This window comes from Mycobacterium lacus, from assembly GCF_010731535.1.
GTDB lineage: Bacteria > Actinomycetota > Actinomycetes > Mycobacteriales > Mycobacteriaceae > Mycobacterium > Mycobacterium lacus.
The window spans coordinates 2,692,751-2,715,380 of the sequence record NZ_AP022581.1; the positions used below are offsets into that span (position 1 = coordinate 2,692,751).

Below are 22,630 nucleotides of genomic sequence, written 5' to 3' on the forward strand. Positions count from 1 at the left end.
CTCCATTCCAGCAAAGGTGGAACCGATCACGACCCTATTCCACCTGCTGCGCCGCCTCGGCACTACCGCCTCACTGATGCGTGCGGTGCACCGCGACCAGGTCGTCGGCGTGCACCGCGGGCCGGCGCAGCTCGCCGGGCAGCTCGGAGGTGCACCGGCCCATCATGGTGGCCAGTTCGGCCGCGTCGTAGGCGACCACGCCCCGGGCCACCACCACCGCGTCCGGTCCACGCAGCTCGACGACGTCGCCGGCGTAGAACCGGCCCGACACCGCGCTGATGCCCGCGGGCAGCAACGACCGGCGTTGTCGCACCACGGCGCGCACCGCGCCGGCGTCGAGCGTCAGCGAGCCGGCCGCCTCGGCGGCGTAACGCAACCAGAACCGGCGCGCCGACATGCGCTGGGGCCGGGCGGCGAACACCGTGCCCACCGAGGCGTCGGTGAGCGCCGTCGCCGCGTCGGCCGCAGGTGCCAGCAATACGGGCACCCCGGCGTCGGCGGCCAGCAACGCCGACGACACCTTCGACGCCATCCCGCCCGTGCCCAGGTGGCTGCTTCGGCCGGCAACCACACCGTCGAGGTCGGTGGGCCCGGTTACCTCGGCGATAAACCGCGGCGCTACCGCGTGCTTCTTTCGCGGGTCGGAGTCGTAGAGACCGTCGATATCCGACAGCAACACCAATGCGTCGGCCCCCACCAGATGCGCCACCAACGCCGACAGCCGGTCATTGTCACCGAACCGGATCTCGTTGGTGGCCACCGTGTCGTTCTCGTTGACGATCGCCACGGCGTGCAGCGACCGCAGCCGATCCAGGGTGCGCTGGGCGTTGGTGTGCTGGACCCGCATCGAAATGTCGTGCGCGCTCAGCAGCACCTGTCCGACCGTGCGGCCGTACCGGGCGAACGCCGCGCTCCACGAGTTCACCAGCGCGACCTGCCCGACGCTGGCCGCCGCCTGCTTCGTCGCCAAATCCTTTGGGCGACAAGATAAACCGAGCGGCTCGATGCCAGCCGCGATGGCGCCCGAAGACACGATGACGACGTCGGAACCCGCCTTCATCCGCCCCTCTATGGCGTCGGCGAGCTCGCCCAGCCGACCGGCGTCGAACATCCCCGACTGCGTGGTCAGCGCGGTGGTGCCGACCTTGACGACGAGGCTGCGCGCGGTCCGGATGGCTTCCCGGTGCGAACTGGCCATCAGCCGTCGCCCCGAGCCGTGCGGCGCTGACGGCGGGCGGCCTTGCGTTCGGCGGCGCCAACCCGGTCACTACGGTCCAAACGCGCGTCGGTGCCGCGGCCGGACAACGCGACCTGACCTCCCGCGGGCGTCTGCGGCTCCCAGTCGAACGTCATCTCGCCGATGGTCACCGCACACCCGGGCTCAGCCCCCAGCCGAAGCAGCTCTTCTTCGACGCCCAGGCGCGCCAATCGGTCGGCGAGGTAGCCAACGGCCTCGTCGTTGTTGAAGTCGGTCTGGCCGATCCAGCGCTCGGGCCGCGCGCCGCGTACCACGAAGCCGCCCGGCTGCCCCGGATCGGGCTCGACGGTAAAGCCGCTGTCGTCAACCGGCACCGGACGGATCACCGGCCGACGCACCAGCGGTTGCGGCCGCGCGGCGGTGTAGTCCGATATCATCTGCCGCAGCCCAAAGACCAACGGCTGCAAACCTTCCCGGGTAACGGTGGACACGCAGTACACCGGCCAGCCACGCTGGGCGGTGATGTCGTCGCGCACCAACTCGGCGAGATCGCGGGCCTCGGGCACGTCGATCTTGTTGAGCACCACCGCCCGGGGCCGTTCGGCCAGGTCGCCCAGGGCCGCATCCCCCTGCAGGGTGGGTGTGTAGGCGGCGAGTTCGGCTTCCAGCGCGTCGATATCGGAGATCGGGTCGCGGCCCGGCTCGGCGGTGGCGCAGTCCACGACGTGCACCAGCACGGCGCAGCGCTCGACGTGCCGCAGGAAGTCCAGGCCCAGGCCGCGGCCCTGGGACGCACCCGGGATCAACCCGGGCACATCGGCGACGGTGAACGAGTGCTCACCCGCGGGGACCACCCCGAGATTGGGAACCAGCGTGGTGAACGGATAGTCGGCAATCTTGGGTTTGGCCGCCGAGATCGCCGACACCAGCGAGGATTTCCCCGCTGACGGGAACCCGACCAGGCCGACGTCGGCGACGGTCTTGAGCTCGAGGGTGAGGTCGCGGGACTGTCCCTGCTCGCCAAGCAGGGCGAAGCCGGGGGCCTTGCGGGCGCGCGACGCGAGCGCGGCGTTGCCCAAGCCGCCGCGGCCGCCGGCGGCGGCTTCAAAGCGGGTGCCCGCGCCGACCAGGTCGGCCAGCAAGCGGCCGTTTTCGTCCAGCACGACGGTGCCGTCCGGGACCCTGACTTCCAGGTCGGCTCCGGCGGCCCCGTCGCGGTTGCGACCCATCCCCTGTTTGCCCGACGGTGCCGTGATGTGGGGACGGAAATGGAAGTCGAGCAGGGTGTGCACTTGCGGGTCGACGACGAAGACGATGCTGCCGCCGCGGCCGCCGTTGCCGCCGTCGGGGCCGCCCAGCGGCTTGAACTTCTCGCGGTGGACCGAGGCGCAGCCGTTACCGCCGGAACCCGCTCGCGTATGGATGACGACCCGATCGACGAATCGAGGCATCGGTGATCCCCTTATTCGCCGAGCGTGCAACCACGGCGAGTTTTAGCCCGAATTTTCGCCACAGGTTCACGCTCGAGAACATTCAGTCGGCGGTCACCCCGGCCGCGACGATGCTCACGGTCTTGCGTCCGCGTTTGACGGTGAACTCAACCGCCCCGGCCGCCTTGGCGAACAGCGTGTCGTCGCCGCCGCGTCCGACGCCCGCGCCCGGGTGGAATTTGGTGCCGCGCTGACGGACCAGGATCTCGCCGGCCTTGACGATCTGGCCGCCGAACCGCTTGACGCCCAGCCGCTGGGCTGCGGAATCGCGACCGTTGCGCGAGCTGGAAGCGCCCTTCTTGTGTGCCATCTGTTCGCTCCCTACTTGATGCCGGTGACCTTCAGGACGGTCAGCTGCTGACGGTGGCCCTGCCGCCTGTGGTAGCCGGTCTTGTTCTTGAACTTGTGGATACGGATCTTTGGGCCCTTGGTGTGCTCGAGCACCTCACCCGTCACGGCGACCTTGGCCAGCGCCGCGGCATCAGTGGTGACTTTGGCGCCGTCGACGACCAGGGCCACCGGCAGCGACACCTTGGCTCCGGGCTCGGACTCGAGCTTCTCGACCTTGACCACGTCTCCGACGGCGACCTTGTACTGCTTGCCGCCGGTCTTGACGATTGCGTAGGTCGCCATCGTTGCGCTCCTGCCCTTGTCTGCGTCTTCTACGTTCGTTGCGCCTCGCGCGCGGGCTACCGGCGGCGCGCGTGGTGGGTCTTGTGGTGCGGGGTCACGTATCCCGCCGTCGTCGGCTGGCGTGCCCTGACGACAACTGTCCAAGGGTACGTGACCAGCGGCTACAGGGTCAAACCGGACCCGTTGACCGCCGGGTTTCAGTCCGCATGGATCGGTGGGCCGGCCGGCCGGCCGGCGGCGCGCCGCCGCCGCGGACGTCCAAGGAGTGACGCGGAGCCGGCTGCAACACCGTAACTGACGGGGCTCTCGACGTCGGAGTCGACGTCTTCGGACTCCGAATCGGAGTCTTCGTCGTCGGAGTCTTCCGAGTCGTCGAGGTCGTCGTCTAGGTCGAGGTCCTCATCGACGTCAAGGTCCTCATCGTCATCGAGGTCCTCCGCGTCGTCGAGCTCGTCCTCGTCCTCTTCGGTGTCCTCGTAGTCTTCCCGGTCGGTGTCCTCCAGGTCTGCGGGAACCTCGGCTTCGGTCTGCTCTTGAATCTCTTCGGTGAATTCCTCAGCGGACTCGCCGGATTCGTCCTCACCGCGACGAGCCAGCCCGGACCCACCCGCCGCCATCGCCTTGAACATCGGATGCTCACCGGGCGCGTGGGCGGGCACCTTGGCCACGACGCCTTTCTCAGCCGACTCTTCGGATCGGTTCTTCTTCGACCGCCTGGCCCGCCGACCACCAGAGTCGGACTTGCGCCCGTTGGCTGGCGGCGACTCGACCGGGTCGGCGTGCAGCAGGAGCCCGCGACCACAACAGTTGGGACACGATGTCGAGAACGCCTCGATCAGCCCGGTTCCCAGCCGCTTGCGGGTCAGCTGGACCAGGCCGAGCGAAGTCACCTCGGACACCTGGTGACGGGTGCGGTCACGGGCCAGCGCCTCGGTCAGCCGGCGCAGCACTAGGTCGCGGTTGGATTCCAGCACCATGTCGATGAAGTCGATGACCACGATGCCGCCGATGTCACGCAGGCGCAGCTGGCGCACGATCTCCTCGGCGGCCTCCAGGTTGTTCTTGGTGACCGTCTGCTCCAGGTTGCCCCCGGACCCGGTGAACTTGCCGGTGTTGACGTCGATCACCGTCATCGCCTCGGTGCGGTCGATCACCAGTGTGCCGCCCGAGGGCAGCCACACCTTGCGGTCCATCGCTTTGGCCAGCTGCTCGTCGATGCGATGCACCGCGAACACGTCGGGCCCGGCCTGCCCGTCCTCCCCGGTGGGGGGTTCATACTTCGTCAGCTTCGAAACGAGATCGGGCGCAACCGAATTCACGTAGTCGTTGATGGTGGTCCACGCCTCGTCGCCGGAGACGACGAGGCCGGCGAAGTCCTCGTTGAACAAATCCCGGATGACTTTGACCAGCACGTCGGGCTCTTCGTAGAGCGCCACCGCGGCGCCGGCGGCCTTCTCTTTGATCTCGTTTGCCTTGGTCTCGATCTGGCTCCAACGCTCCTGCAGCCGGCTGACGTCCGCGCGGATGTCGTCCTCTTTGACGCCCTCCGACGCGGTGCGGATGATGACGCCCGCATCGGCCGGCACTACCTCCCGCAGGATGTCCTTGAGCCGTTGGCGTTCGGTGTCGGGCAGCTTGCGACTGATCCCGGTCGACGACGCACCCGGCACGTAAACCAGAAAGCGCCCGGCCAGTGACACCTGGGTGGTCAGCCGCGCGCCCTTGTGTCCGACCGGGTCCTTGCTGACCTGCACGACGACGTAGTCGCCGGGTTTGAGGGCCTGTTCGATCTTGCGGTCGGCCCCGCCCAATCCCGCGGCATCCCAATTGACTTCACCGGCGTAGAGCACGCCGTTGCGGCCGCGGCCGATGTCGACGAAGGCCGCCTCCATCGAGGGCAGCACGTTCTGCACGATCCCGAGGTAGATGTTGCCCACCAAAGACGCAGAAGCGGCGGAGGTCACAAAATGCTCGACGACGATGCCGTCCTCGAGCACGGCGATCTGGGTGTACCGCGTCCCTGGGTGCGGCGGCTCGGCGCGGACCCTGTCGCGCACCACCATTACTCGCTCGACGGCCTCGCGGCGAGCCAGGAATTCGGCCTCGCTCAACACCGGTGGGCGGCGCCGTCCGGCGTCGCGCCCGTCCCGACGACGTTGGCGCTTGGCCTCCAGCCGAGTCGAGCCGTCGATGCCCTTGATCTCAGTGGGGTCAGAGCCGCCCCCATCCTCCGAGCCGCCGGACTTGCCGGCCATGCGGGGCGCCCGCTCATGCACGACGGTGTTGGGCGGATCGTCGGGTGCCGGTCCGTCCTCGTTGTCGTCACCGGAGCCGGACTTGCGCCGCCGCCGGCGGCGGCGGCGCCGGCTGCCGACCTCCGCCGGTCCGTTGTCTTCCTCGCCGTTTTCGGTCTCGTCGGTGTCTTCGGCCTCTTGGCCGTCCACATCCTCGGTTTTGGTGGATTCGGCTTCGGACCGCTGGTCGGTTGGGGGGTTCGTGTCGTCACCGGCTGGGCCGGGACGGTCGGGTCCACCCTGTTCACCCCGGCCGCGGCCACGACCGCGACGACCACGCCGCCGCCGCCGATTGGCGGGGCGGTCGACCTCGCCCTCTTCGCCGGCGTCGTCACCGTCGGCGTCATCATCGTCGTCGTCGCCGCCGTCGTCGACCTCGATCGGTTGCGGCGCGACGAACAGCGGCATGTAGTGCGGCCGCTCGACGAGGGTCTCCAGCATCAACCGCGATTCGGGTTCTTCGGGCGCGGCCGGCGCCCCCGGCGCCACCGGGGCGGCTGGGAGGTCGGAGGCGCCGGGCTCTGCTTGCGCGGCCAGCAAATCGCGCACCCGCACGGCGTCGACGCGATCCACGCTGGAATGCGCGCTGCGGATCCGCCCATCGAGTGCGGTCAGCGCGTCCAGCACCCGCCTGCTGGTGGTTCCCAGCGTTCGCGCCAGCGTGTGGACTCTTAGGCGATCCGGCAGTTCTTCACGCTGTATCGGCTCTTTTGCTGGGTCTGAAGATGGGGCACCGTCTACCACGTATTCTCCTCAAGCCCCCGGGCGCGTCCGATCGACGCGGCCACGCGAGGGCTTCGCTATGTGCCCGGGTCACTTCTCCCGGGCTTGTGATGGTCTTGCCCCGAGCGGCTCGAAGAGAACCCACTCGGCGCCGTGCTGAATGACGGCTCGACATGCCGCGCCGCATCGCGGTATGACCGATGGTCGCGCTTGTCTAAGTCTTCATTCGGGTGTCTGTCGCCGGTTCGACGACGTTCACCCGCGATCAGTATCCCACATCGCCGAGCGCGGTCACTCCCGCCTGAGCTGGGTACTCCGCTACCCGCTAACGCACGCCTGCCTCGGCGCTAAGCGCCCGGAAACCAGAGCGCGATCTCACGCTGCGCCGAATCGGTCGAATCCGAACCATGCACCAAATTGAACTGCGTTTCCAATCCGAAGTCGCCCCGGATTGTGCCGGGCGTAGCGTTGTCCACCGGGTCGGTGCCCCCGGCCAGCTGGCGAAACGCCGCGACCGCTCGCGGTCCCTCGACGATCGCCGCCACCACCGGTCCCGAAGTGATGAACTCCAGCAGCGAGCCAAAAAATGGCTTGCCTTCGTGTTCGGCGTAATGATCGCCGGCCAGCTGCTGGCTGACGTTCCTGAATTCCAGCGCCGTGATGGTGAGGCCTTTGCGCTCAATGCGGCTGATGATTTCGCCGATCAGCCGCCTTTCGACGGCGTCCGGTTTGATCAACACGAGGGTCCGTTCGGTCACGGTGCCCAACAGTAGATGGCTAATTGTGGATGCCCAAGCCCCCGCATTCGGATGCGGTGAGGTGGGCGTGGCTTGCCCGGGGCCGGCCCGAATCCAGCGGGTGGGCGTGTGGTTTGAGGAGGGGGTACCGGCTTGGCTGCCGGCGGTTCCGGGCACGTCGCCGGGTTTGCCTGCTAGGCGCCCGTGGGCACCGCGACGACGGCGTCGGACCGCGGCGGCAACCCGGTCAAGGTGCCTGCTCCGCCATCAACGCAACCCGCCGGCCAGACCGCGGATGCCGCAGCGATCACCGCGCCGGCGGGCGCCGCGACCGTTCGTATCCCTGGCGCCGCCGGACCTCGGCGCGGAAGTACGCGATCAACGCCCACACCCCGGTGAACATGACACCGATGAAGCCGATGCCCGGGTAGACCGCGAAGCCGGCGAGCAGCACCGCCTGCACGCCGAGGTTCACCCAGATTGCCCAGGGTTTGCGCTGCAGGCCGGCAAGCAGGATCAGCAGCGCGGCCAGCCCGATCAGGTAGGCCAGCGATATCGCAGTCAGCCCGCCGCCGACCGTGCCCACGACCGGCACGGCCAACAGCACCACGATCGCCTCCAGGAACAGCGTCGCGGCCATCACCGCCCCGAAACTCCGCCACGGGTCCGCCGGCGGCCTCGGGGCCCGATCCTCGGGGCGGTCAGTCATTCCGGATCACGCCCAAACAACGTCCGAGCCGCGCCTGCGGTGACGACCGAGCCCGTGATGACGATTCCGGTGCCGGAGAACGTGTCCTCCTGTGCCGCGACATCGTCGAGCAGCGCGGTCGCGACGTCGATGGCGTCGCGCAGGTTCCCGGCAGTCATCACCCGGTCGGATCCGAACCGCTGCCGTGCCGCCACCGCCAGGGACTCAACCTCCAGGGCCCGCGGCGACCCGTTGTGCGTCACCACGACGGACCCGAACGCCGGCTCGAGCGCGGCGAGAATTCCGTCCACGTCCTTGTCGGCCAGCACGCTGAGCACCCCGACCAGGTATCGGAAGTCGAACTCGCCGACCAGCGTCTGCGCCAGCGCACCCGCGCCGGCCGGATTGTGGGCCGCGTCGATGAACACCGTGGGCGCGCTGCGCACGCGTTCCAGCCGCCCAGGGCTGGTGACGGCGGCGAAACCGGCCCGGACCGCATCCACGTCGAGCTGACGCTGCGCACCGGCGCCGAAAAAGGCCTCGACCGCCGCCAGCGCCACCACCGCGTTGTGCGCCTGGTGCTCACCGTGCAGCGGCAGGTAGACGTCGGAGTACACGCCGCCAAGACCCTGAAGTTGCAGCACCTGGCCACCCACCGCGACCTGCCGGCCCAAGACCCCGAATTCCGAGTCCTCGCGCGCGACCGCGGCGTCGGCGCGCACCGCTCGGGCCAACAACACCTCCATCGCCTCTGGCGCCTGACGTGCGATGACCGCCACGGTGTCCGGTGCACCCTCGGCGGCACGGGTGATGATGCCCGCCTTCTCGCCGGCGATCCCGGCGATGTCGCGACCGAGGTAGTCGACGTGGTCGACGCTGATCGGGGTGATGACGGCCACCGGTGCATTGATCACGTTGGTGGCGTCCCAACGCCCCCCGAGGCCCACCTCGACCACCGCCACCTCGACCGGGGCGTCGGCGAACGCGGCGAACGCCATCGCGGTGAGGACCTCGAACTTGCTCATCGCCGGCCCGCCACCAGCCTGAGACTGCCGGTCGACCATCTGCACCAACGGCTCGAGCTCCCGGTAGGTCGCCACGTACTGGGCCGGGCTGATCGGTTTGCCGTCGATGGCGATGCGTTCCACCGCCGACTGCAGGTGCGGGCTGGTGGTTCGACCCGTGCGCCGGTGCAGCGCGGTCAGCAGCGCGTCGGCCATCCGCGCCACCGACGTTTTGCCGTTGGTGCCCGCGATGTGGATCGACGGGTAGCCGAGTTGCGGCGAGCCGAGCAGGTCCATCAGCGCGCTAATCCGCGTCAAGCTCGGCTCGATCCGGGTCTCCGGCCAGCGCTGGTCCAGCAGGTGCTCGACCTGCAACAGGGAAGCGATCTCGTCCGGGGTCGGGGCCACGTCGGTAGGGCCGGAAGTCTCGAAAGTCATTGCAGCGCGGCCAGCCGGGCGGTGATCCGGTCGGCTTCTTCGGTCGCCACCCGTTGCCGGTCGCGGATCTTGTCGACGACAGCTTCCGGCGCCTTGGCCAGAAAGTCGGCGTTCGCCAGTTTGGCGGTCGTCGAGGCCAGCTCCTTTTGCGCTGCGGCCAAATCTTTTTCGAGGCGGCGGCGTTCGGCGGCCACATCGATGGCGCCGGAGGTGTCGAGCTCAACGACAACCGTACGGTTCATGTTGGGGCCAAGCCGGACCTCCAACGACACCGACGAGCGGAAATCCGGGCCCGGCCCGGTGAGCCACGCCAGCGACATCACGGCGGCCACCTGAGGGTTCAGATCCGACTCCTCGGCACCGGCCAACCGGGCCGGGACCCGTTGCCGGTCGGCCAGACCCTGATCGCTACGAAACCGACGGACCTCGGTCACCAGCTTCTGCATGTCGCTAATCCGCTGTGCGGCAGCTGAATTCAGCGCGATGCCGGATGGCTTCGGCCACTCGGCGATCACCAGCGACTCCCGGCCGGTCTCCCCGTTCATCAAAGCCTGCCACAATGCCTCGGTGATGAACGGGATCACCGGGTGCAGCAACCGCAGCAGTGTGTCCAGCGCCGCGGCCAGCACCGCGGTGGTGTGCGTGCGATCCTCGGCAAGTTGCGTCTTGGCCAGTTCGACATACCAGTCGCAGAATTCGTCCCAGGTGAAGTGGTAGAGCGCCTCGCACGCGCGGCTGAACTCGTACCCGTCGAAGGCCGAATCGACTTCGGCGCGAACCTCTTCCAGCCGCCCAAGGATCCACCGGTCGGCGTCGGTCAGCTCGTCTAGCGGGGGTAGCGATGCCGGTTTCGCACCGTTGAGCAGAGCGTAGCGGGTGGCGTTGAACAGCTTGGTAACGAAATTGCGCGACGCCCGGACGGCGTCCTCGCCGACGGACAGGTCACCGCCGGGACTGGCGCCGCGCGCCAGCGTGAACCGCAGCGCGTCGGCACCGAACATCTCCATCCAGTCCAGCGGGTCGATGACGTTTCCCTTGGATTTGCTCATCTTGCGACCGAACTCGTCACGGATCAGTCCGTGCAGGAACACGTCGGTGAACGGCACCTGCGGGCCCCGGCGGCCGTCGAGCGTGATGGCGTCGTCGCCGCCGACGAAGGTGCCGAACATCATCATCCGCGCGACCCAGAAGAACAGGATGTCGTAGCCGGTGACCAGAACGCTTGTGGGATAGAACTTTTCCAGCTCGGGAGTCCTGTCCGGCCAGCCCAGCGTCGAGAACGGCCACAGCGCGGACGAAAACCAGGTGTCCAGCACGTCGGGGTCCTGCTCCCAGCCTGCCGGGGGCGATTCGTCCGGACCGACGCACACCTGCTCGCCGTCGGGCCCGTACCAGATCGGGATGCGGTGGCCCCACCACAGCTGTCGCGAGATGCACCAGTCGTGCATGTCGTCGACCCAGGAAAACCAGCGCGGTTCCAGGCTTGCGGGGTGGATCAGGGTGTCGCCGTTGCGCACCGCGTCGCCGGCGGCCTTGGCCAGCGATTCCACCCGCACCCACCACTGCAGCGACAGCCGTGGCTCGATCGGCTCGCCGCTGCGCTCCGAATGGCCGACGCTGTGCACGTACGGGCGTTTCTCCTCGACGACACGGCCCGCAGCCGCAAGGGCCTCCCGCACCGCGACCCTGGCCTCGAAGCGGTCCATGCCGTCGAATTGCGTTGCGGTGCCGGTGATCCGGCCCTTGGTGTCCATGACCGAGGGCATCGGCAGCTGGTGCCGCAGCCCGATCTCGAAGTCGTTCGGGTCGTGCGCTGGCGTGACTTTGACTGCGCCGGTGCCGAATTCGGGGTCGACGTGTTCGTCGGCGACGACGACGAGCTCCCGGTCCACGAAGGGGTGCGGCAGGCTGGTACCGACCAGATGGCGGTAGCGCTCGTCGTCGGGATGCACCGCGATCGCGGTATCGCCGAGCATCGTCTCGACCCGGGTGGTGGCGACGACGATGTGTGGTTGGGAGTCATCGAGCGAGCCATACCTAAACGACACCAGCTCGCCCTCGACGTCAACGTAGTTGACCTCGAGGTCGGAGATCGCCGTCTCGAGCACCGGTGACCAGTTGACCAGCCGCTCGGCCCGATAGATCAGCCCGGCGTCGTAGAGCCGCTTGAAGATCGTCCGCACCGCCCGCGACAGGCCCTCGTCCATGGTGAACCGGTCGCGGCTCCAGTCCACCCCGTCACCGAGCCGGCGCATCTGGCCGCCGATGGCACCGCCAGACTCACGCTTCCAGTCCCACACCTTCTCGACGAACAGCTCCCGGCCAAAGTCCTCCTTGGTCTTGCCGTCGACCGCGAGCTGCTTTTCCACCACGCTCTGGGTGGCGATGCCGGCGTGGTCCATCCCCGGTTGCCACAGCACCTCGTAGCCTTGCATTCGCTTGCGACGGGTCAAGGCGTCCATCATGGTGTGTTCCAGCGCGTGGCCCATGTGCAGGCTGCCGGTCACGTTCGGCGGTGGCAGCACGATCGAATATGCGGGCTTGGGACTGCTCGGGTCTGCCGTGAAGTAGCCGGCGTCCAGCCACTTCTGATAGATCGCACTCTCCATCGCGGCCGGATCCCACGACTTGGGCAGCGGGTCGGCGGTGGGACGGGGGCTGGCGGTCACCGGTCAATTCTAGGAACCGCCACTTACGGGCGTGTAAGCGCCCGAATCCCCAGGTGATGGGCCCGTCGGGGACCGCAATCGGGGTGTCGTGAGCACCTGGCGCCGGTGTGGATCAGATCCGGATTCGGAACGCCGCTGGTAGCGGCGATCATCCGATATTTGCTGCCGTCGCCGTAGAGCCGCTCCGCGATGGCCCACGCGGTGTCGCCCGAAACGTCGGTGTAGGTCAGCGCGGCGGGTTCCGGCGCGAGCGCTGGGGCGGGCTGCGTCTCCGACACAGCCCCTGCGACGGGCTCCCTGGCCGCTTGCCCGGCAGGCTGGGCCGACTCGGCGGCAGAGGTTTCCCGCGCGGCAGCGGACCCGGGCGGCGGGACGTCAGTCTCCGTATGCGTCGACCGTGCCGAGCCGACCACTGGCGGCGGACTCGATCCTGCCGGCGTGTTCGGGATCTTGGGAGTTCTGCTGCCCTGGGGGCACGGATCAGCCAAGCCGCTCGGTCTGCAGGGACACCCCCGCGGCCGGCAGGCGCGCCAGCAACGCATCCCCCATCGCCGCCGCCGGAGTCAGCACGCCATGCAGGTCGGAGAGTTTGTCGCGGTCGAGCGCGAGCGCGAGGCCGCACTCCCCCAACAGCACCGAGGTCGCCTTGTAGCCGGGGTCGCCCCGCTGCTCCATGCGCGCCACATAGCGGGCGCCGCTGGTCGTGGTGGTGTAGGTCTCAACCTTGTAGTAGCCGCGCTCCCGGGCCTTCGCGCTCGGGCCGGTGCCGGGTTTGGGAACGACACGCTCAACCAGTCCGCGCGGCAACAGCCTGAAGTAGCGACTGCCCAGTCCGAACGTGGCGTTGGTGAACCCGGTGACGACGGCCGACGCGATTGGCGCGAGGAGCGACGACCCGACGCTCATGTTTTCGCTGTAGCGGAACCCCCGGCCGTAGGCCCGGTCCAGTAATGCGTTGCTTCGCCGCACGATCCGGGTGTTGTAGGGCGCCATCATGAATCCTGCCGTCCACAGGCCGGTCAGTTCCGGCGCGAGTTGACGGCCGCGACGCAACGGTAGGTCGGGCTGCGGGCCCAGTTCCGGTTCGGCGCCGCGATGGGTGGTCAGCGTGTAGGGATCGGCGAGCTGGCGGCGCGCGTCGGGATCACTGGAGGCGGTGCGCAATACTTCCACCAACGATGCGATGGTGCCACCGGAAAGCCCGCCCCGGAAGGAACGCACCACGAAGTTGGTGTCGGTCAGCTCGCCGGTGCCGTCGTCCCGTGCCGCCCGGTACAGCGCGTACACGCTCAGATCCGAAGGGACCGAGTCGAATCCGCAGGCATGAACGATGCGGGCACCGGTGTCGGCGGCCTGCTTGTGGTAGAGGTCGATACTTTGGCGGACGAACATCGCCTCGCCGGTCAGGTCGGCGTAGTCGGTGCCGGCCGCGGCGCACGCCGCCACCAGCGGCAGACCGTAGCGGGTGTACGGCCCCACCGTGGTGATGACCACCCGAGTGCGCGCGGCCATCGCATCAAGCGTCGACGGCGCGGTCGCATCGACGGTCATAATTGGCCAGGCCTGGGCAGATTCGCCGAGCGTTTCGCGGACGGCGAGCACACGTTCAGTCGACCTGCCGGCCAACGCGATCCGCGCGTCTCCGCCGGCCCTGGCCAGGTACTCGGCCGTCAGCTTCCCGACGAAGCCGGTCGCGCCGTACAACACGATGTCGAATTCAGCTGGCGTTGCACTCACGCGCCCGACGCTACCCGGAAAGCTCGGGTTGGGTTCATCCCATGGCACATGGGATCGGATCGTCGTCATCGGAGCGGGCATCGCCGGCTCGCCAACCGCGGTGGCGCTGCAGCGGCGGCATTGCGATGTCAGCATCATCGAAGCGCGCACCGAAACTGCGACCGGCGCCGCCGTCAGTATCTGACCCATCGCGCTGGCGGCGCTGGACAACCATGGTTTCGGCGACGCAGTCCGCGAGGCGGGCGGCCGGATCACAGCGGGCGCGCTCCGCTGGCGCTGGCCCGCCACCTCAACAGCCCACGGACCCACCGCTACGCGGGCTATACCGCATGGCGCGGGATGGCTTGCTACGCCATGGACCTCCGGCTGGCCGGCCAGACGCTCGGACCCGGTGTGGAAACCGGTCACGTCCCGGCCGGTCCTGGCCGGACATATTGGTACCCAACCGAACGCGCGCCAGCGGGGCGGCAGTCGTTCCGCGGAAGCTACCCTGCCCGCGGGCAAGCTGGCCGGATGGCCCGAACCCATCCCGAGCGTCCTGGCGGCCACAGCGGAGGCCGACGTGGTGCGTAACGACCTCTACGATCGCAGCCGCGCCCGGCATTGGGCACGGGGGAGCGTGGTGCTGGTCGGCGATGCGGCCCATCCGATACGCCCACATCTGGGCCAGGGCGGCTGCCAACGGATAGAAGACGCCGCGATCTTGCGGGCCTTTGTCGAGCGAACCGCCGACCTGCCGACAGCTTTCGCCCGGTTCGCCGTTTTTCGCCGGCCGCGGATCAGATCGCTGGTACGCGAGTCGGCGTAGATCGGCCGCGTCATCAATCTACGACCCGCGCTTCTCGGTGCCTCCGCCAGCCGCGCAGCCGGACCGGTACCCGAGGCTATGTTCACCCGGTAGCGGGCATCGGTGGCGGCGCGGTCGGCGTTCGCTGTACCCACCCGGCGCCACAGATGCCAGTGCCGGGCCCGAAGGCCCGGCACTGGCGTCACTCCTGCTCGTTAGCCGCGGCGGCCGCAGACCGGCCAGGCGCCGATGCCCTGCGAACGCAGCACGTTCTCGGCCACCCGGATCTGCTCTTCACGGCTCGCGCTGGCGGCGGATCCGGTGCCTCCGTTGGCACGCCAGGTACCGGCTGTGAACTGCAGCCCACCGGAGTAACCGTTGCCGGTGTTGATCGACCAGTTTCCGCCGGACTCGCACTGCGCGATCGCGTCCCAGTTCACGCTGTACGCCTTAACCGGGGCGGGAGCAGGGGGCGGCGCTTCCACCAGCGGCGGTAGCAGGGCCTCCTCAGGCGCCTGCGGCGACCCGATGTTCGGGTCGAAGTCCACCCGTTCTGCAGCGGGCGGCACGTCCACCGGGGCGATGTCGGGGGCCGGCGGCGGGGGCACGCTCGGGTCGAAGCCCACGGGCTCCGGCGCAGGCGGCGCGTCAACCGACGGGTCGTCCGGGCCAGCCACGTTCGGCTCAAAGCCCACAGGCTCCGGGCCGGGGGCCACGTTGGGGTCCAAGCCCGGCTCCGCGTTTGCGATACCGGCTGAGGGCACAGTCACGAGCGTCCCTGTGATCGCGGCGACGATGAGCGTCTTGCGGACGTTCTTCAACATGGTTCCTTTCGCGTGCGCGCGCCAAAGCAAGCCCACGCGGGCGTGGGCAGGGTGCCTCGTCCATTTGGATTGCTGCTTTGGGACGTGCCGTCTCGTTCTGGCACGACAGCGGAGGGCTCGATCTGCCCGGCGGGGCTCCTAGCCACCGCCTGCGGGGCGGCTCGGGCCGTCCCGCAGCTCCGCTCACACGTGGGTCCGTGGATTCAGTTTTCTGTTGATTTCCAATGCCCGTTCTCGGGCTAAGAGGGACCGTACGATAACGATTTGGATTCGTCATCTCCGCCGCGCGGGCATTTCCGTTCTATAACGAGCCGATTACAAAGCGATCGCGGAATTGTTCTCGCAGGTCAACCACATTTTTGGCCGGAAGCCAATCTCTGGTGACGGCGGTTCCGTGGTGAGCCGAATCACGCAAATATTGTGAGCTGAGACACGGGCTGGCGGAGCCGCGCGATGCCTCCGGTTCCGGAATGGCGCCACGGAAGATATTGGAGAGAACGACCTTAGGCCGCGCCAGCTTTGCTGGCACAACACACGTTGCCATCTGAACATGGGCCGCCGCGTTCAGCGGTTAGATCCAAAGGCATTGTGCTATAGCATTATTCGCCGACCAACAGCTGGCGGATGCATCACCTCAAACTCACGAGGACGACTGCGGTACTCACCAACCATATCTAATAACGTTGTCCGTCATCATCATTGGGCACCGCCCAGTAATGAGCGCAGATCGCCGTCGCGATGCCACCTGAGCGCCCGGACGGATCGTGTCGCAGCCGTATGCCAGTTGATGATTTGCCCGCGCACCGATGCCCATCTGAAACCCAAATAGTCTGGCCTGCAACATAATACGGCACACCTTCACCGTCTCGGGTAAGATGGCCCGTGGCCGACCGTTGGAATTGCAGATTTTGCGGTTGCCGCTAATAACATTTTAATTCAGAATGCTCGGCAGAAAGGCCTGATATCCGCCAATCTTTGTAAATTCTTGCCTAATTTAACGCCGCACCGGTGGTGCGCAGGTCGGCCGCCGCATTGACGTTGGTCAGCGACCGGGAATCCGACATCACGATCCGCTGCGAATCCGAAGCGTCCGCAAGGGCGCTCATCCTGCGCACGCCGGCAGCCACCAGTGCATCGACCCGGTCGGCCAGGTCGGTACGGTACACCGCGGCCAGGTAATGGCTGCGACCGTCCCAAGGCAGCACCACTTCGGCGTTGGTCTCGATCGCACGGCGGGCGAGCCCATCGATCAATTCGACGGTCAGAAAGGGCATGTCGACAGCGCAGACGAACGCCAGCCGGGCACCCGCCTCGGCAGCCGCACGCAGCCCACGCCCGGTCGCCGGCAACGGTCCCAGCCCCCGCAGGTCATCGCGGATGACCGGCACCTGTAGCGCGGGCAACGGTTGGCCGGGGGCGGCCATCACGAACACCGGCTCGCATCGCTGGCCGACAACGCCGACCACATGCTCGACCAGCGTGGTGGCGCTGCCCTCCGGGAACGGCAGGGTGGCTTTGTCGCGACCCATGCGCCGCGATTCGCCTCCGGCGAGTATGACCCCGGCCAAGGACACGGCGTCAGGCACCGACGTAGCCACGTCAGTCGACGGTCCAGGTGTCGCGCCCGCGCAGCAGCGATTGCAGCGCGGCGGCGTCGGACGGGATCGAGCTCTGCGCGGCATCGACCTGCGAGCGCGCCGCGTCATCGTAGGTGGGCCGGCTGACGTGCCGGAAGATCCCCAGCACGGTGTGGTCGAGGTTTTGATCGGACAGACGCGACAATGCGAACGCATAGGCCGCATCGTCGGCGTGCGCGTCGTGCACGACGATCTCCTCGACGGACACGTCGGCTGTCTTGGCCACATCGAGGCCGAAGCCGGACTTCACGACGCAGTACTCACCATTGGCGCCGAAGACGATTGGCTCGCCGTGCCGGACATTGATCACCCGCTCTTCGGCGCCCTCCTTGCGGAGCGCGTCGAACGAGCCGTCGTTGAAGATCGGGCAATCCTGCAGGATTTCGACCAGGGCGGCGCCGCGATGCTGCGCGGCGGCGCGTAGCACCTCGGTGAGCCCGTTGCGGTCGGAGTCCAGTGCGCGCCCCACAAAGGTCGCCTCGGCACCCAGCGCCAATGACACCGGGTTGAACGGGTGATCCAGCGAACCCATCGGCGTGGACTTGGTGACCTTGCCGACCTCCGAGGTCGGCGAGTACTGACCCTTGGTCAGCCCGTAGATCCGGTTGTTGAACAGCAGGATGGTGATGTTGACGTTGCGGCGCAGCGCGTGGATCAGGTGGTTGCCGCCGATCGACAATGAGTCACCGTCGCCGGTGACCACCCACACCGAAAGATCCTCGCGGGCCAGCGCCAGGCCGGTGGCTATCGCAGGCGCACGGCCGTGGATCGAGTGAAATCCGTAGGTCTCCAGGTAGTACGGGAACCGGCTGGAGCAGCCGATGCCGCTGATGAACACGATGTTCTCGCGGCGCAGCCCGAGTTCGGGCAGAAAGTTGCGGATGGTGTTCAGGATGACGTAGTCGCCGCAGCCCGGGCACCAGCGCACCTCCTGGTCACTGGTGAAGTCCTTGCCTTTTTGCGGCTGGTCCGTGGTGGGCACCCCATCGTTCTTGGTCAACCTCGGAGTCAACCCGAGGTCTGTGCCCGCCAGATTCCCGATCAGGTCGGTCATGCGCTAGCTCCCGCTTCGACCGTGGCCGCCGCCAGTCTGGCGACCATCGTCTTGTCTTGTTCAATTTCGGCCAGGGTCCCGCCTAGCGCGGCACGGATGACGCGCCCTATTTCGTCGGCCAGGAACGAGACACCCTGGACCTTGCTGACCGATTGCACGTCGACCAAGTACTTGCCGCGCAGCACCAGCGCCAGCTGACCCAAGTTCATCTCGGGCGCAACCACCTGCGGGTAGCTTCGCAGGACGTCACCGAGGTTGGCCGGGAAGGGGCTCAGATACCGCAGATGCGCATGCGCGACCTTGATGCCCTTGCGGCGTGCCCGCCGGCAGGCCTCCCCGATCGGGCCGTAGGAACTGCCCCACCCAATCAGCAGCAGTTCGGCGTCTCCGGTCGGATCGTCGACCTCCAGATCGGGCACCCGAATGCCGTCGATCTTGGCCTGGCGCAACCGAACCATGAGGTCGTGGTTGACGGGCTCGTAGGAGATGTTGCCCGAGCCGTTCGCCGCTTCCAAGCCGCCGATGCGGTGTTCCAGGCCGGGAGTACCCGGAACGGCGAATTGGCGGGCGAGCGTTTTGGGGTCGCGAGCGTAGGGCTGGAAGGGCTCGTCCGGTTTGGCGAAGGTGTGCCTGATGGGCCGCAGCGAACCGACGTCCGGGATCCGCCAAGGCTCGGAGCCGTTCGCGATCGCGCCGTCGGACAACACGATCACCGGAGTGTGGTACGACACCGCGATGCGCACCGCTTCGAGGGCGGTCTCGAAGCAGTCGGAGGGAGACCGCGGCGCGATTACGGCCACCGGCGATTCTCCGTTGCGGCCGTAGAGCGCCTGAAGCAGGTCGGCCTGCTCGGTTTTGGTGGGCAGACCGGTCGACGGCCCGCCCCGCTGCACGTCGATGACAATCAACGGCAATTCGGTCATCACACCCAGCCCGAGCGCTTCGGACTTCAGCGAAATGCCCGGCCCCGATGTGCTGGTGACTCCCAGCGCACCGCCGTAAGCCGCGCCCAGCGCGGCGCAGATGCCACCGATCTCGTCTTCCGCCTGGAAGGTGATCACGTTGAAGTTTTTGTGCTTGGACAGCTCGTGCAGAATGTCCGACGCCGGCGTGATCGGATAGCTGCCGAGGACAACCGGGATGCCCGCGAGCTGACCGGCGGCGACGATTCCGTAGGCCAGCGCGGTGTTGCCGGAGATCTGTCGGTACTCGCCGGCCGGCAGCGTCGCCGGCGAGACCTCGTAGCTGGTGCCGAAAGCCTCGGTGGTTTCGCCGTAATTCCAGCCCGCCTTGAGGGCCAGCACGTTGGCCTCCGCGATCTCGGGCTTGCGAGCGAACTTCTCCCTGATGAAGGCTTCGCTGTGCTCGAGTTCCCGCCCGTACATCCATGACAACAGGCCGAGGGCGAACATGTTCTTGGCGCGCTGGCCGTCTTTCTTCGATGCGCCGATCGCCTCGACAGCGCCCAGCGTGAGCGTCGTCATGGCGACCGCGTGCACGACGTACTCCTCGAGCTCGTCAGACTCCAGCGGATTCGTCACGTAGCCCACCTTCATCAGGTTGCGCTTGGTGAACTCGTCGGAATTCGCGATGACCATTCCGCCACGCGGCAGGTCGCCTATGTTTGCCTTCAGTGCTGCCGGGTTCATTGCGACAAGCACATCGGGCCGGTCACCGGCGGTCAGGACGTCGTGGTCGGCGATTTGAATCTGGAAGGACGAAACTCCGGGGAGGGTGCCCGCGGGGGCTCGGATCTCGGCGGGGTAGTTCGGTTGGGTCGCCAGGTCGTTACCGAAAAGCGCTGCCTCCGAGGTGAACCGGTCGCCGGTCAGCTGCATTCCGTCGCCCGAGTCACCGGCGAAGCGGATAACGACATTTTCCAGGCGCTGCCGTTGGGGCCCGATATGAGACTCTGGCCGGGCTCTGCTGCCGTTCGGATCCACGTCTCCGCCTTCCATCTGTTATCCGGACAGGCACTCCGCATTGCAGATCAGGTTACGCGTCGTCGGAGCGACTCCGGCGCACTCACGTTTTGTGTCACTGGCGGTATCAATTATGGCACTTGTTTTTGGGTAAATGGCCGGCTCCGAGCCTGCGTACACGGGGTGCGCAGAACCAAAAGCCGAAGTCAGAAGGGGATCAGCAGGGGTTGGTGGCAACAGCGAAATCAAACTGTGGTGTTGGTCACTTTCCCCGAGTCCGATTGCGGGCCGCGCGCTAGGCACTCTTATCGCGGCGCTCGGAACGCGACGGCTTGCGCGGCACGATGGTCGGCAGCACGTTGTCCTGCACGGTCTCCTTGGTGACGACCACTTTGGCGACATCGTCGCGGCTGGGAATGTCGTACATCACGGGCAACAGGACTTCTTCCATGATCGCCCGAAGACCGCGGGCGCCGGTGCCACGATGAATCGCTTGATCGGCGATTGCCTCCAGCGCATCGTCGGTGAACTCCAACTCCACGCCGTCCATCTCGAACAACCGGGTGTACTGCTTGACCAGTGCGTTCTTCGGCTCGGACAAGATCTTGACCAACGACTCCTTGTCCAGGTTGGTGACCGAGGCGACTACGGGCAGGCGGCCAATGAATTCGGGGATCAAACCGAACTTGATCAGGTCCTCGGGCATCACATCGGCAAAGTGGTCGGTGGTGTCGATCTCGGCCTTCGAGCGAACTTCGGCGCCGAAGCCCAGGCCACGCTTTCCGACTCGCTCGTAGATGATCTTTTCCAACCCGGCGAACGCGCCCGCGACGATGAACAGCACGTTCGTGGTGTCGATCTGGATGAACTCTTGGTGTGGGTGCTTGCGGCCACCCTGCGGGGGAACCGATGCCTGGGTGCCCTCGAGAATCTTCAGCAGGGCCTGCTGGACGCCTTCACCGGAGACGTCGCGCGTAATCGACGGGTTCTCGCTCTTGCGGGCGATCTTGTCGACCTCGTCGATGTAAATGATGCCGGTCTCGGCGCGCTTGACGTCGTAGTCGGCGGCCTGAATGAGCTTGAGCAAAATGTTCTCGACGTCCTCACCGACGTAGCCGGCCTCGGTCAACGCGGTGGCATCGGCAATGGCGAACGGCACGTTGAGCATCTTGGCCAGCGTCTGAGCCAGGTAGGTCTTGCCACAGCCGGTAGGCCCGAGCATCAAGATGTTGGACTTGGTCAGCTCGACTGGCTCGCATCTAGAGTCGCGGCTCTTCTCACCGGCCTGGATCCGCTTGTAATGGTTGTAGACGGCGACGGCCAGCGTGCGCTTGGCGGTGTCCTGCCCAATGACATAGCCCTCGAGGAACTCCCGGATCTCGACGGGCTTGGGCAGCTCATCGAGTTTCACATCGTCGGCGTCGGCGAGTTCCTCTTCGATGATCTCGTTGCACAGGTCGATGCACTCATCGCAGATATACACGCCGGGGCCCGCAATGAGTTTCTTGACCTGCTTTTGGCTCTTCCCACAGAACGAACACTTCAGCAGGTCACCGCCATCTCCAATGCGCGCCATGATGCTTCAGGGCCTACTTCCTGTTCGCCGTTCGTCTTGCTGTGTCGCCTGTATCCCACGACGCTACCCGCTTGCTCCGGCCCGCCGCGACCGTTAGCGCCGAATAGCGTCCTTGGTATTCGTGGTTGTTCACGTCTTCCCGTCCGAATGAAACATATAGCCCGACGGCACCCCTCACTTGCGAACAACGCGCAATCCGTGTTCTGGGCGTGTCGCGCTCGTTACGCGACCGAGGCCCGCAAGCCGGCGGACCCGTCGCGCCGGACCCCCCGGGTGCACACCCTACAGTGACTTCGTGGGATTGATCGGCGATTCGGTGCTGATCGGCGATGGCGGCCTGGCCACCGAGCTCGAGGCCCGCGGTCACGACCTGTCCGATCCCCTATGGTCGGCGAGGCTGCTGCTGGACGCTCCACAGGAGATCATCGCGGTGCATGCCGCGTATTTTCGCGCCGGCGCGAAGATCGCCACGACGGCCAGTTACCAAGCATCGTTCGAGGGCTTCGCGGCTCATGGGATTGGCCGGGACGATGCCGGCGCGCTGCTGCGCCGCAGCGTCGAACTCGCGATGACCGCACGAGAAGAAGTCGGCAAAGACGGTCTCTGGGTCGCCGCCTCGATCGGGCCGTATGGTGCGGCGCTCGCCGACGGGTCCGAATATCGCGGGCGCTATGGCCTGTCCGTCGCGGGGCTAACCCGGTGGCATCGGCCGCGGCTGGAGGTATTGGCGGCCGCCGGCGCGGACGTGCTCGCCCTGGAAACCATCCCCGATGTCGACGAAGCCGAGGCACTCGTCAACTTGGTGCACGGCCTTGGCGTGCCGGCCTGGCTCAGCTACACGATTTCCGGGACGCGCACCCGCGCCGGACAACCCCTCGCCGACGCGTTCGCGGTGGCCGAGGGGGTGCCGGAGATCGTCGCGATCGGCGTCAACTGCTGCGCCCCGGGCGACGTGCTACCGGCAATCGCTATCGCAGACATCGGCAAGCCGGTGATCGTCTACCCCAATAGCGGTGAGCGCTGGAACGGCCGCGCCTGGACGGGATCGCGGCGATTTTCCGGGCAGCTTGCCCGCCAGTGGGCTGCGGCCGGGGCGCGCATCATCGGCGGTTGCTGCCGGGTCGGGCCGGCCGACATCGCTGCGGTGGCGGCCCTCCTGCGCGAACAGACGTAAAAGCCCCCGAAAACCACCGGTTTTGGGGGCTTTTACGTCTACTCG

General features: G+C 67.2%; 17 protein-coding genes and 1 pseudogene. 2 read left to right on the forward strand and 16 right to left on the reverse strand.

Going from position 1 to position 22,630, the window contains the following annotated elements; translation table 11 throughout:
• Positions 1–70: 70 nt before the first annotated feature.
• The 11 genes from proB to G6N24_RS12360 all read right to left on the reverse strand — a co-directional run bounded on the left by proB (position 71) and on the right by G6N24_RS12360 (position 13,611).
• The gene (gene proB / locus G6N24_RS12310) at positions 71–1,198 is read right to left on the reverse strand and encodes a glutamate 5-kinase (RefSeq protein ID WP_085162937.1); all 1,128 of its coding nucleotides are present in this window, start codon (positions 1,196–1,198) and stop codon (positions 71–73) included.
• Entirely contained in the window at positions 1,198–2,649 is a 1,452-nt protein-coding gene (gene obgE / locus G6N24_RS12315) for a GTPase ObgE (protein ID WP_085162938.1), read from the reverse strand. Before obgE ends, proB begins: the two co-directional genes overlap by 1 nt.
• Before the next feature lie 82 nt (positions 2,650–2,731).
• Complete coding sequence (gene rpmA, locus G6N24_RS12320; RefSeq protein ID WP_085162939.1) at positions 2,732–2,998, reverse strand: 50S ribosomal protein L27; 267 nt, start codon at positions 2,996–2,998, stop codon at positions 2,732–2,734.
• An 11-nt stretch (positions 2,999–3,009) separates the two neighbouring features.
• The gene (rplU, locus tag G6N24_RS12325) at positions 3,010–3,321 is read right to left on the reverse strand and encodes a 50S ribosomal protein L21 (RefSeq protein WP_085162940.1); all 312 of its coding nucleotides are present in this window, start codon (positions 3,319–3,321) and stop codon (positions 3,010–3,012) included.
• Positions 3,322–3,518: 197 nt separating this feature from the next.
• Positions 3,519–6,359 (reverse strand): Rne/Rng family ribonuclease, encoded by a 2,841-nt coding sequence (locus G6N24_RS12330; RefSeq protein ID WP_085162941.1) that lies wholly within the window; start codon positions 6,357–6,359, stop codon positions 3,519–3,521.
• Between the two features lie 326 nt (positions 6,360–6,685).
• Positions 6,686–7,096, reverse strand: coding sequence for a nucleoside-diphosphate kinase (gene ndk, locus G6N24_RS12335; RefSeq protein WP_085162942.1), 411 nt, complete (start codon positions 7,094–7,096; stop codon positions 6,686–6,688).
• A 286-nt stretch (positions 7,097–7,382) separates the two neighbouring features.
• The gene (locus tag G6N24_RS12340; protein WP_085162943.1) at positions 7,383–7,784 is read right to left on the reverse strand and encodes a DUF4233 domain-containing protein; all 402 of its coding nucleotides are present in this window, start codon (positions 7,782–7,784) and stop codon (positions 7,383–7,385) included.
• Entirely contained in the window at positions 7,781–9,205 is a 1,425-nt protein-coding gene (gene folC / locus G6N24_RS12345) for a bifunctional tetrahydrofolate synthase/dihydrofolate synthase (RefSeq protein ID WP_085162944.1), read from the reverse strand. Before folC ends, G6N24_RS12340 begins: the two co-directional genes overlap by 4 nt.
• Positions 9,202–11,874, reverse strand: coding sequence for a valine--tRNA ligase (locus G6N24_RS12350; protein ID WP_085162945.1), 2,673 nt, complete (start codon positions 11,872–11,874; stop codon positions 9,202–9,204). The genes folC and G6N24_RS12350 overlap by 4 nt, the downstream gene beginning before the upstream one ends.
• Before the next feature lie 23 nt (positions 11,875–11,897).
• Positions 11,898–12,152 (reverse strand): LysM peptidoglycan-binding domain-containing protein, encoded by a 255-nt coding sequence (locus tag G6N24_RS25850; protein ID WP_372514472.1) that lies wholly within the window; start codon positions 12,150–12,152, stop codon positions 11,898–11,900.
• Between the two features lie 202 nt (positions 12,153–12,354).
• Positions 12,355–13,611, reverse strand: coding sequence for a saccharopine dehydrogenase family protein (locus G6N24_RS12360; protein WP_085162946.1), 1,257 nt, complete (start codon positions 13,609–13,611; stop codon positions 12,355–12,357).
• Positions 13,612–13,639: 28 nt separating this feature from the next.
• Between G6N24_RS12360 and G6N24_RS25855 the strand changes: the two are divergent.
• Positions 13,640–14,617 (forward strand): annotated as a pseudogene (locus tag G6N24_RS25855) (NAD(P)-binding protein).
• Here G6N24_RS25855 and G6N24_RS12370 read toward each other — a convergent pair.
• The 5 genes from G6N24_RS12370 to clpX all read right to left on the reverse strand — a co-directional run bounded on the left by G6N24_RS12370 (position 14,614) and on the right by clpX (position 21,411).
• A complete protein-coding gene (locus G6N24_RS12370) occupies positions 14,614–15,219 on the reverse strand; it encodes a transglycosylase family protein (RefSeq protein ID WP_085162984.1) in 606 nt (201 codons plus the stop codon). The pseudogene G6N24_RS25855 and the gene G6N24_RS12370 sit on opposite strands and share 4 nt — an antisense overlap.
• A gap of 992 nt (positions 15,220–16,211) precedes the next feature.
• On the reverse strand, positions 16,212–16,820 hold the full coding sequence (gene mobA / locus G6N24_RS12375) for a molybdenum cofactor guanylyltransferase (RefSeq protein WP_139822630.1): 609 nt from the start codon (positions 16,818–16,820) through the stop codon (positions 16,212–16,214).
• Position 16,821: 1 nt separating this feature from the next.
• Positions 16,822–17,913: a 2-oxoacid:ferredoxin oxidoreductase subunit beta gene (locus tag G6N24_RS12380; protein WP_085162948.1), complete on the reverse strand. Its 1,092-nt coding sequence runs from the start codon at positions 17,911–17,913 to the stop codon at positions 16,822–16,824.
• Positions 17,910–19,856 carry a 2-oxoacid:acceptor oxidoreductase subunit alpha gene (locus G6N24_RS12385; RefSeq protein WP_139822631.1) on the reverse strand — a complete coding sequence of 649 codons (1,947 nt, stop codon included), beginning with the start codon at positions 19,854–19,856 and terminating at the stop codon, positions 17,910–17,912. The genes G6N24_RS12380 and G6N24_RS12385 overlap by 4 nt, the downstream gene beginning before the upstream one ends.
• 274 nt (positions 19,857–20,130) lie before the next feature.
• Positions 20,131–21,411: an ATP-dependent Clp protease ATP-binding subunit ClpX gene (gene clpX / locus G6N24_RS12390; protein WP_036456241.1), complete on the reverse strand. Its 1,281-nt coding sequence runs from the start codon at positions 21,409–21,411 to the stop codon at positions 20,131–20,133.
• Between the two features lie 295 nt (positions 21,412–21,706).
• Between clpX and mmuM the strand changes: the two genes are divergently transcribed.
• Entirely contained in the window at positions 21,707–22,585 is an 879-nt protein-coding gene (mmuM, locus tag G6N24_RS12395) for a homocysteine S-methyltransferase (protein ID WP_085162950.1), read from the forward strand.
• The last annotated feature ends 45 nt before the right edge of the window (positions 22,586–22,630 follow it).

Coding starts and splice junctions, on each gene's coding strand:
- proB (WP_085162937.1), bottom strand. CDS start 1,198: ATGGCCAGTTCGCACCGGGAAGCCATCCGGACCGCGCGCAGCCTCGTC.
- obgE (WP_085162938.1), bottom strand. CDS start 2,649: ATGCCTCGATTCGTCGATCGGGTCGTCATCCATACGCGAGCGGGTTCC.
- rpmA (WP_085162939.1), bottom strand. CDS start 2,998: ATGGCACACAAGAAGGGCGCTTCCAGCTCGCGCAACGGTCGCGATTCC.
- rplU (WP_085162940.1), bottom strand. CDS start 3,321: ATGGCGACCTACGCAATCGTCAAGACCGGCGGCAAGCAGTACAAGGTC.
- G6N24_RS12340 (WP_085162943.1), bottom strand. CDS start 7,784: ATGACTGACCGCCCCGAGGATCGGGCCCCGAGGCCGCCGGCGGACCCG.
- folC (WP_085162944.1), bottom strand. CDS start 9,205: ATGACTTTCGAGACTTCCGGCCCTACCGACGTGGCCCCGACCCCGGAC.
- G6N24_RS12380 (WP_085162948.1), bottom strand. CDS start 17,913: ATGACCGACCTGATCGGGAATCTGGCGGGCACAGACCTCGGGTTGACT.
- clpX (WP_036456241.1), bottom strand. CDS start 21,411: ATGGCGCGCATTGGAGATGGCGGTGACCTGCTGAAGTGTTCGTTCTGT.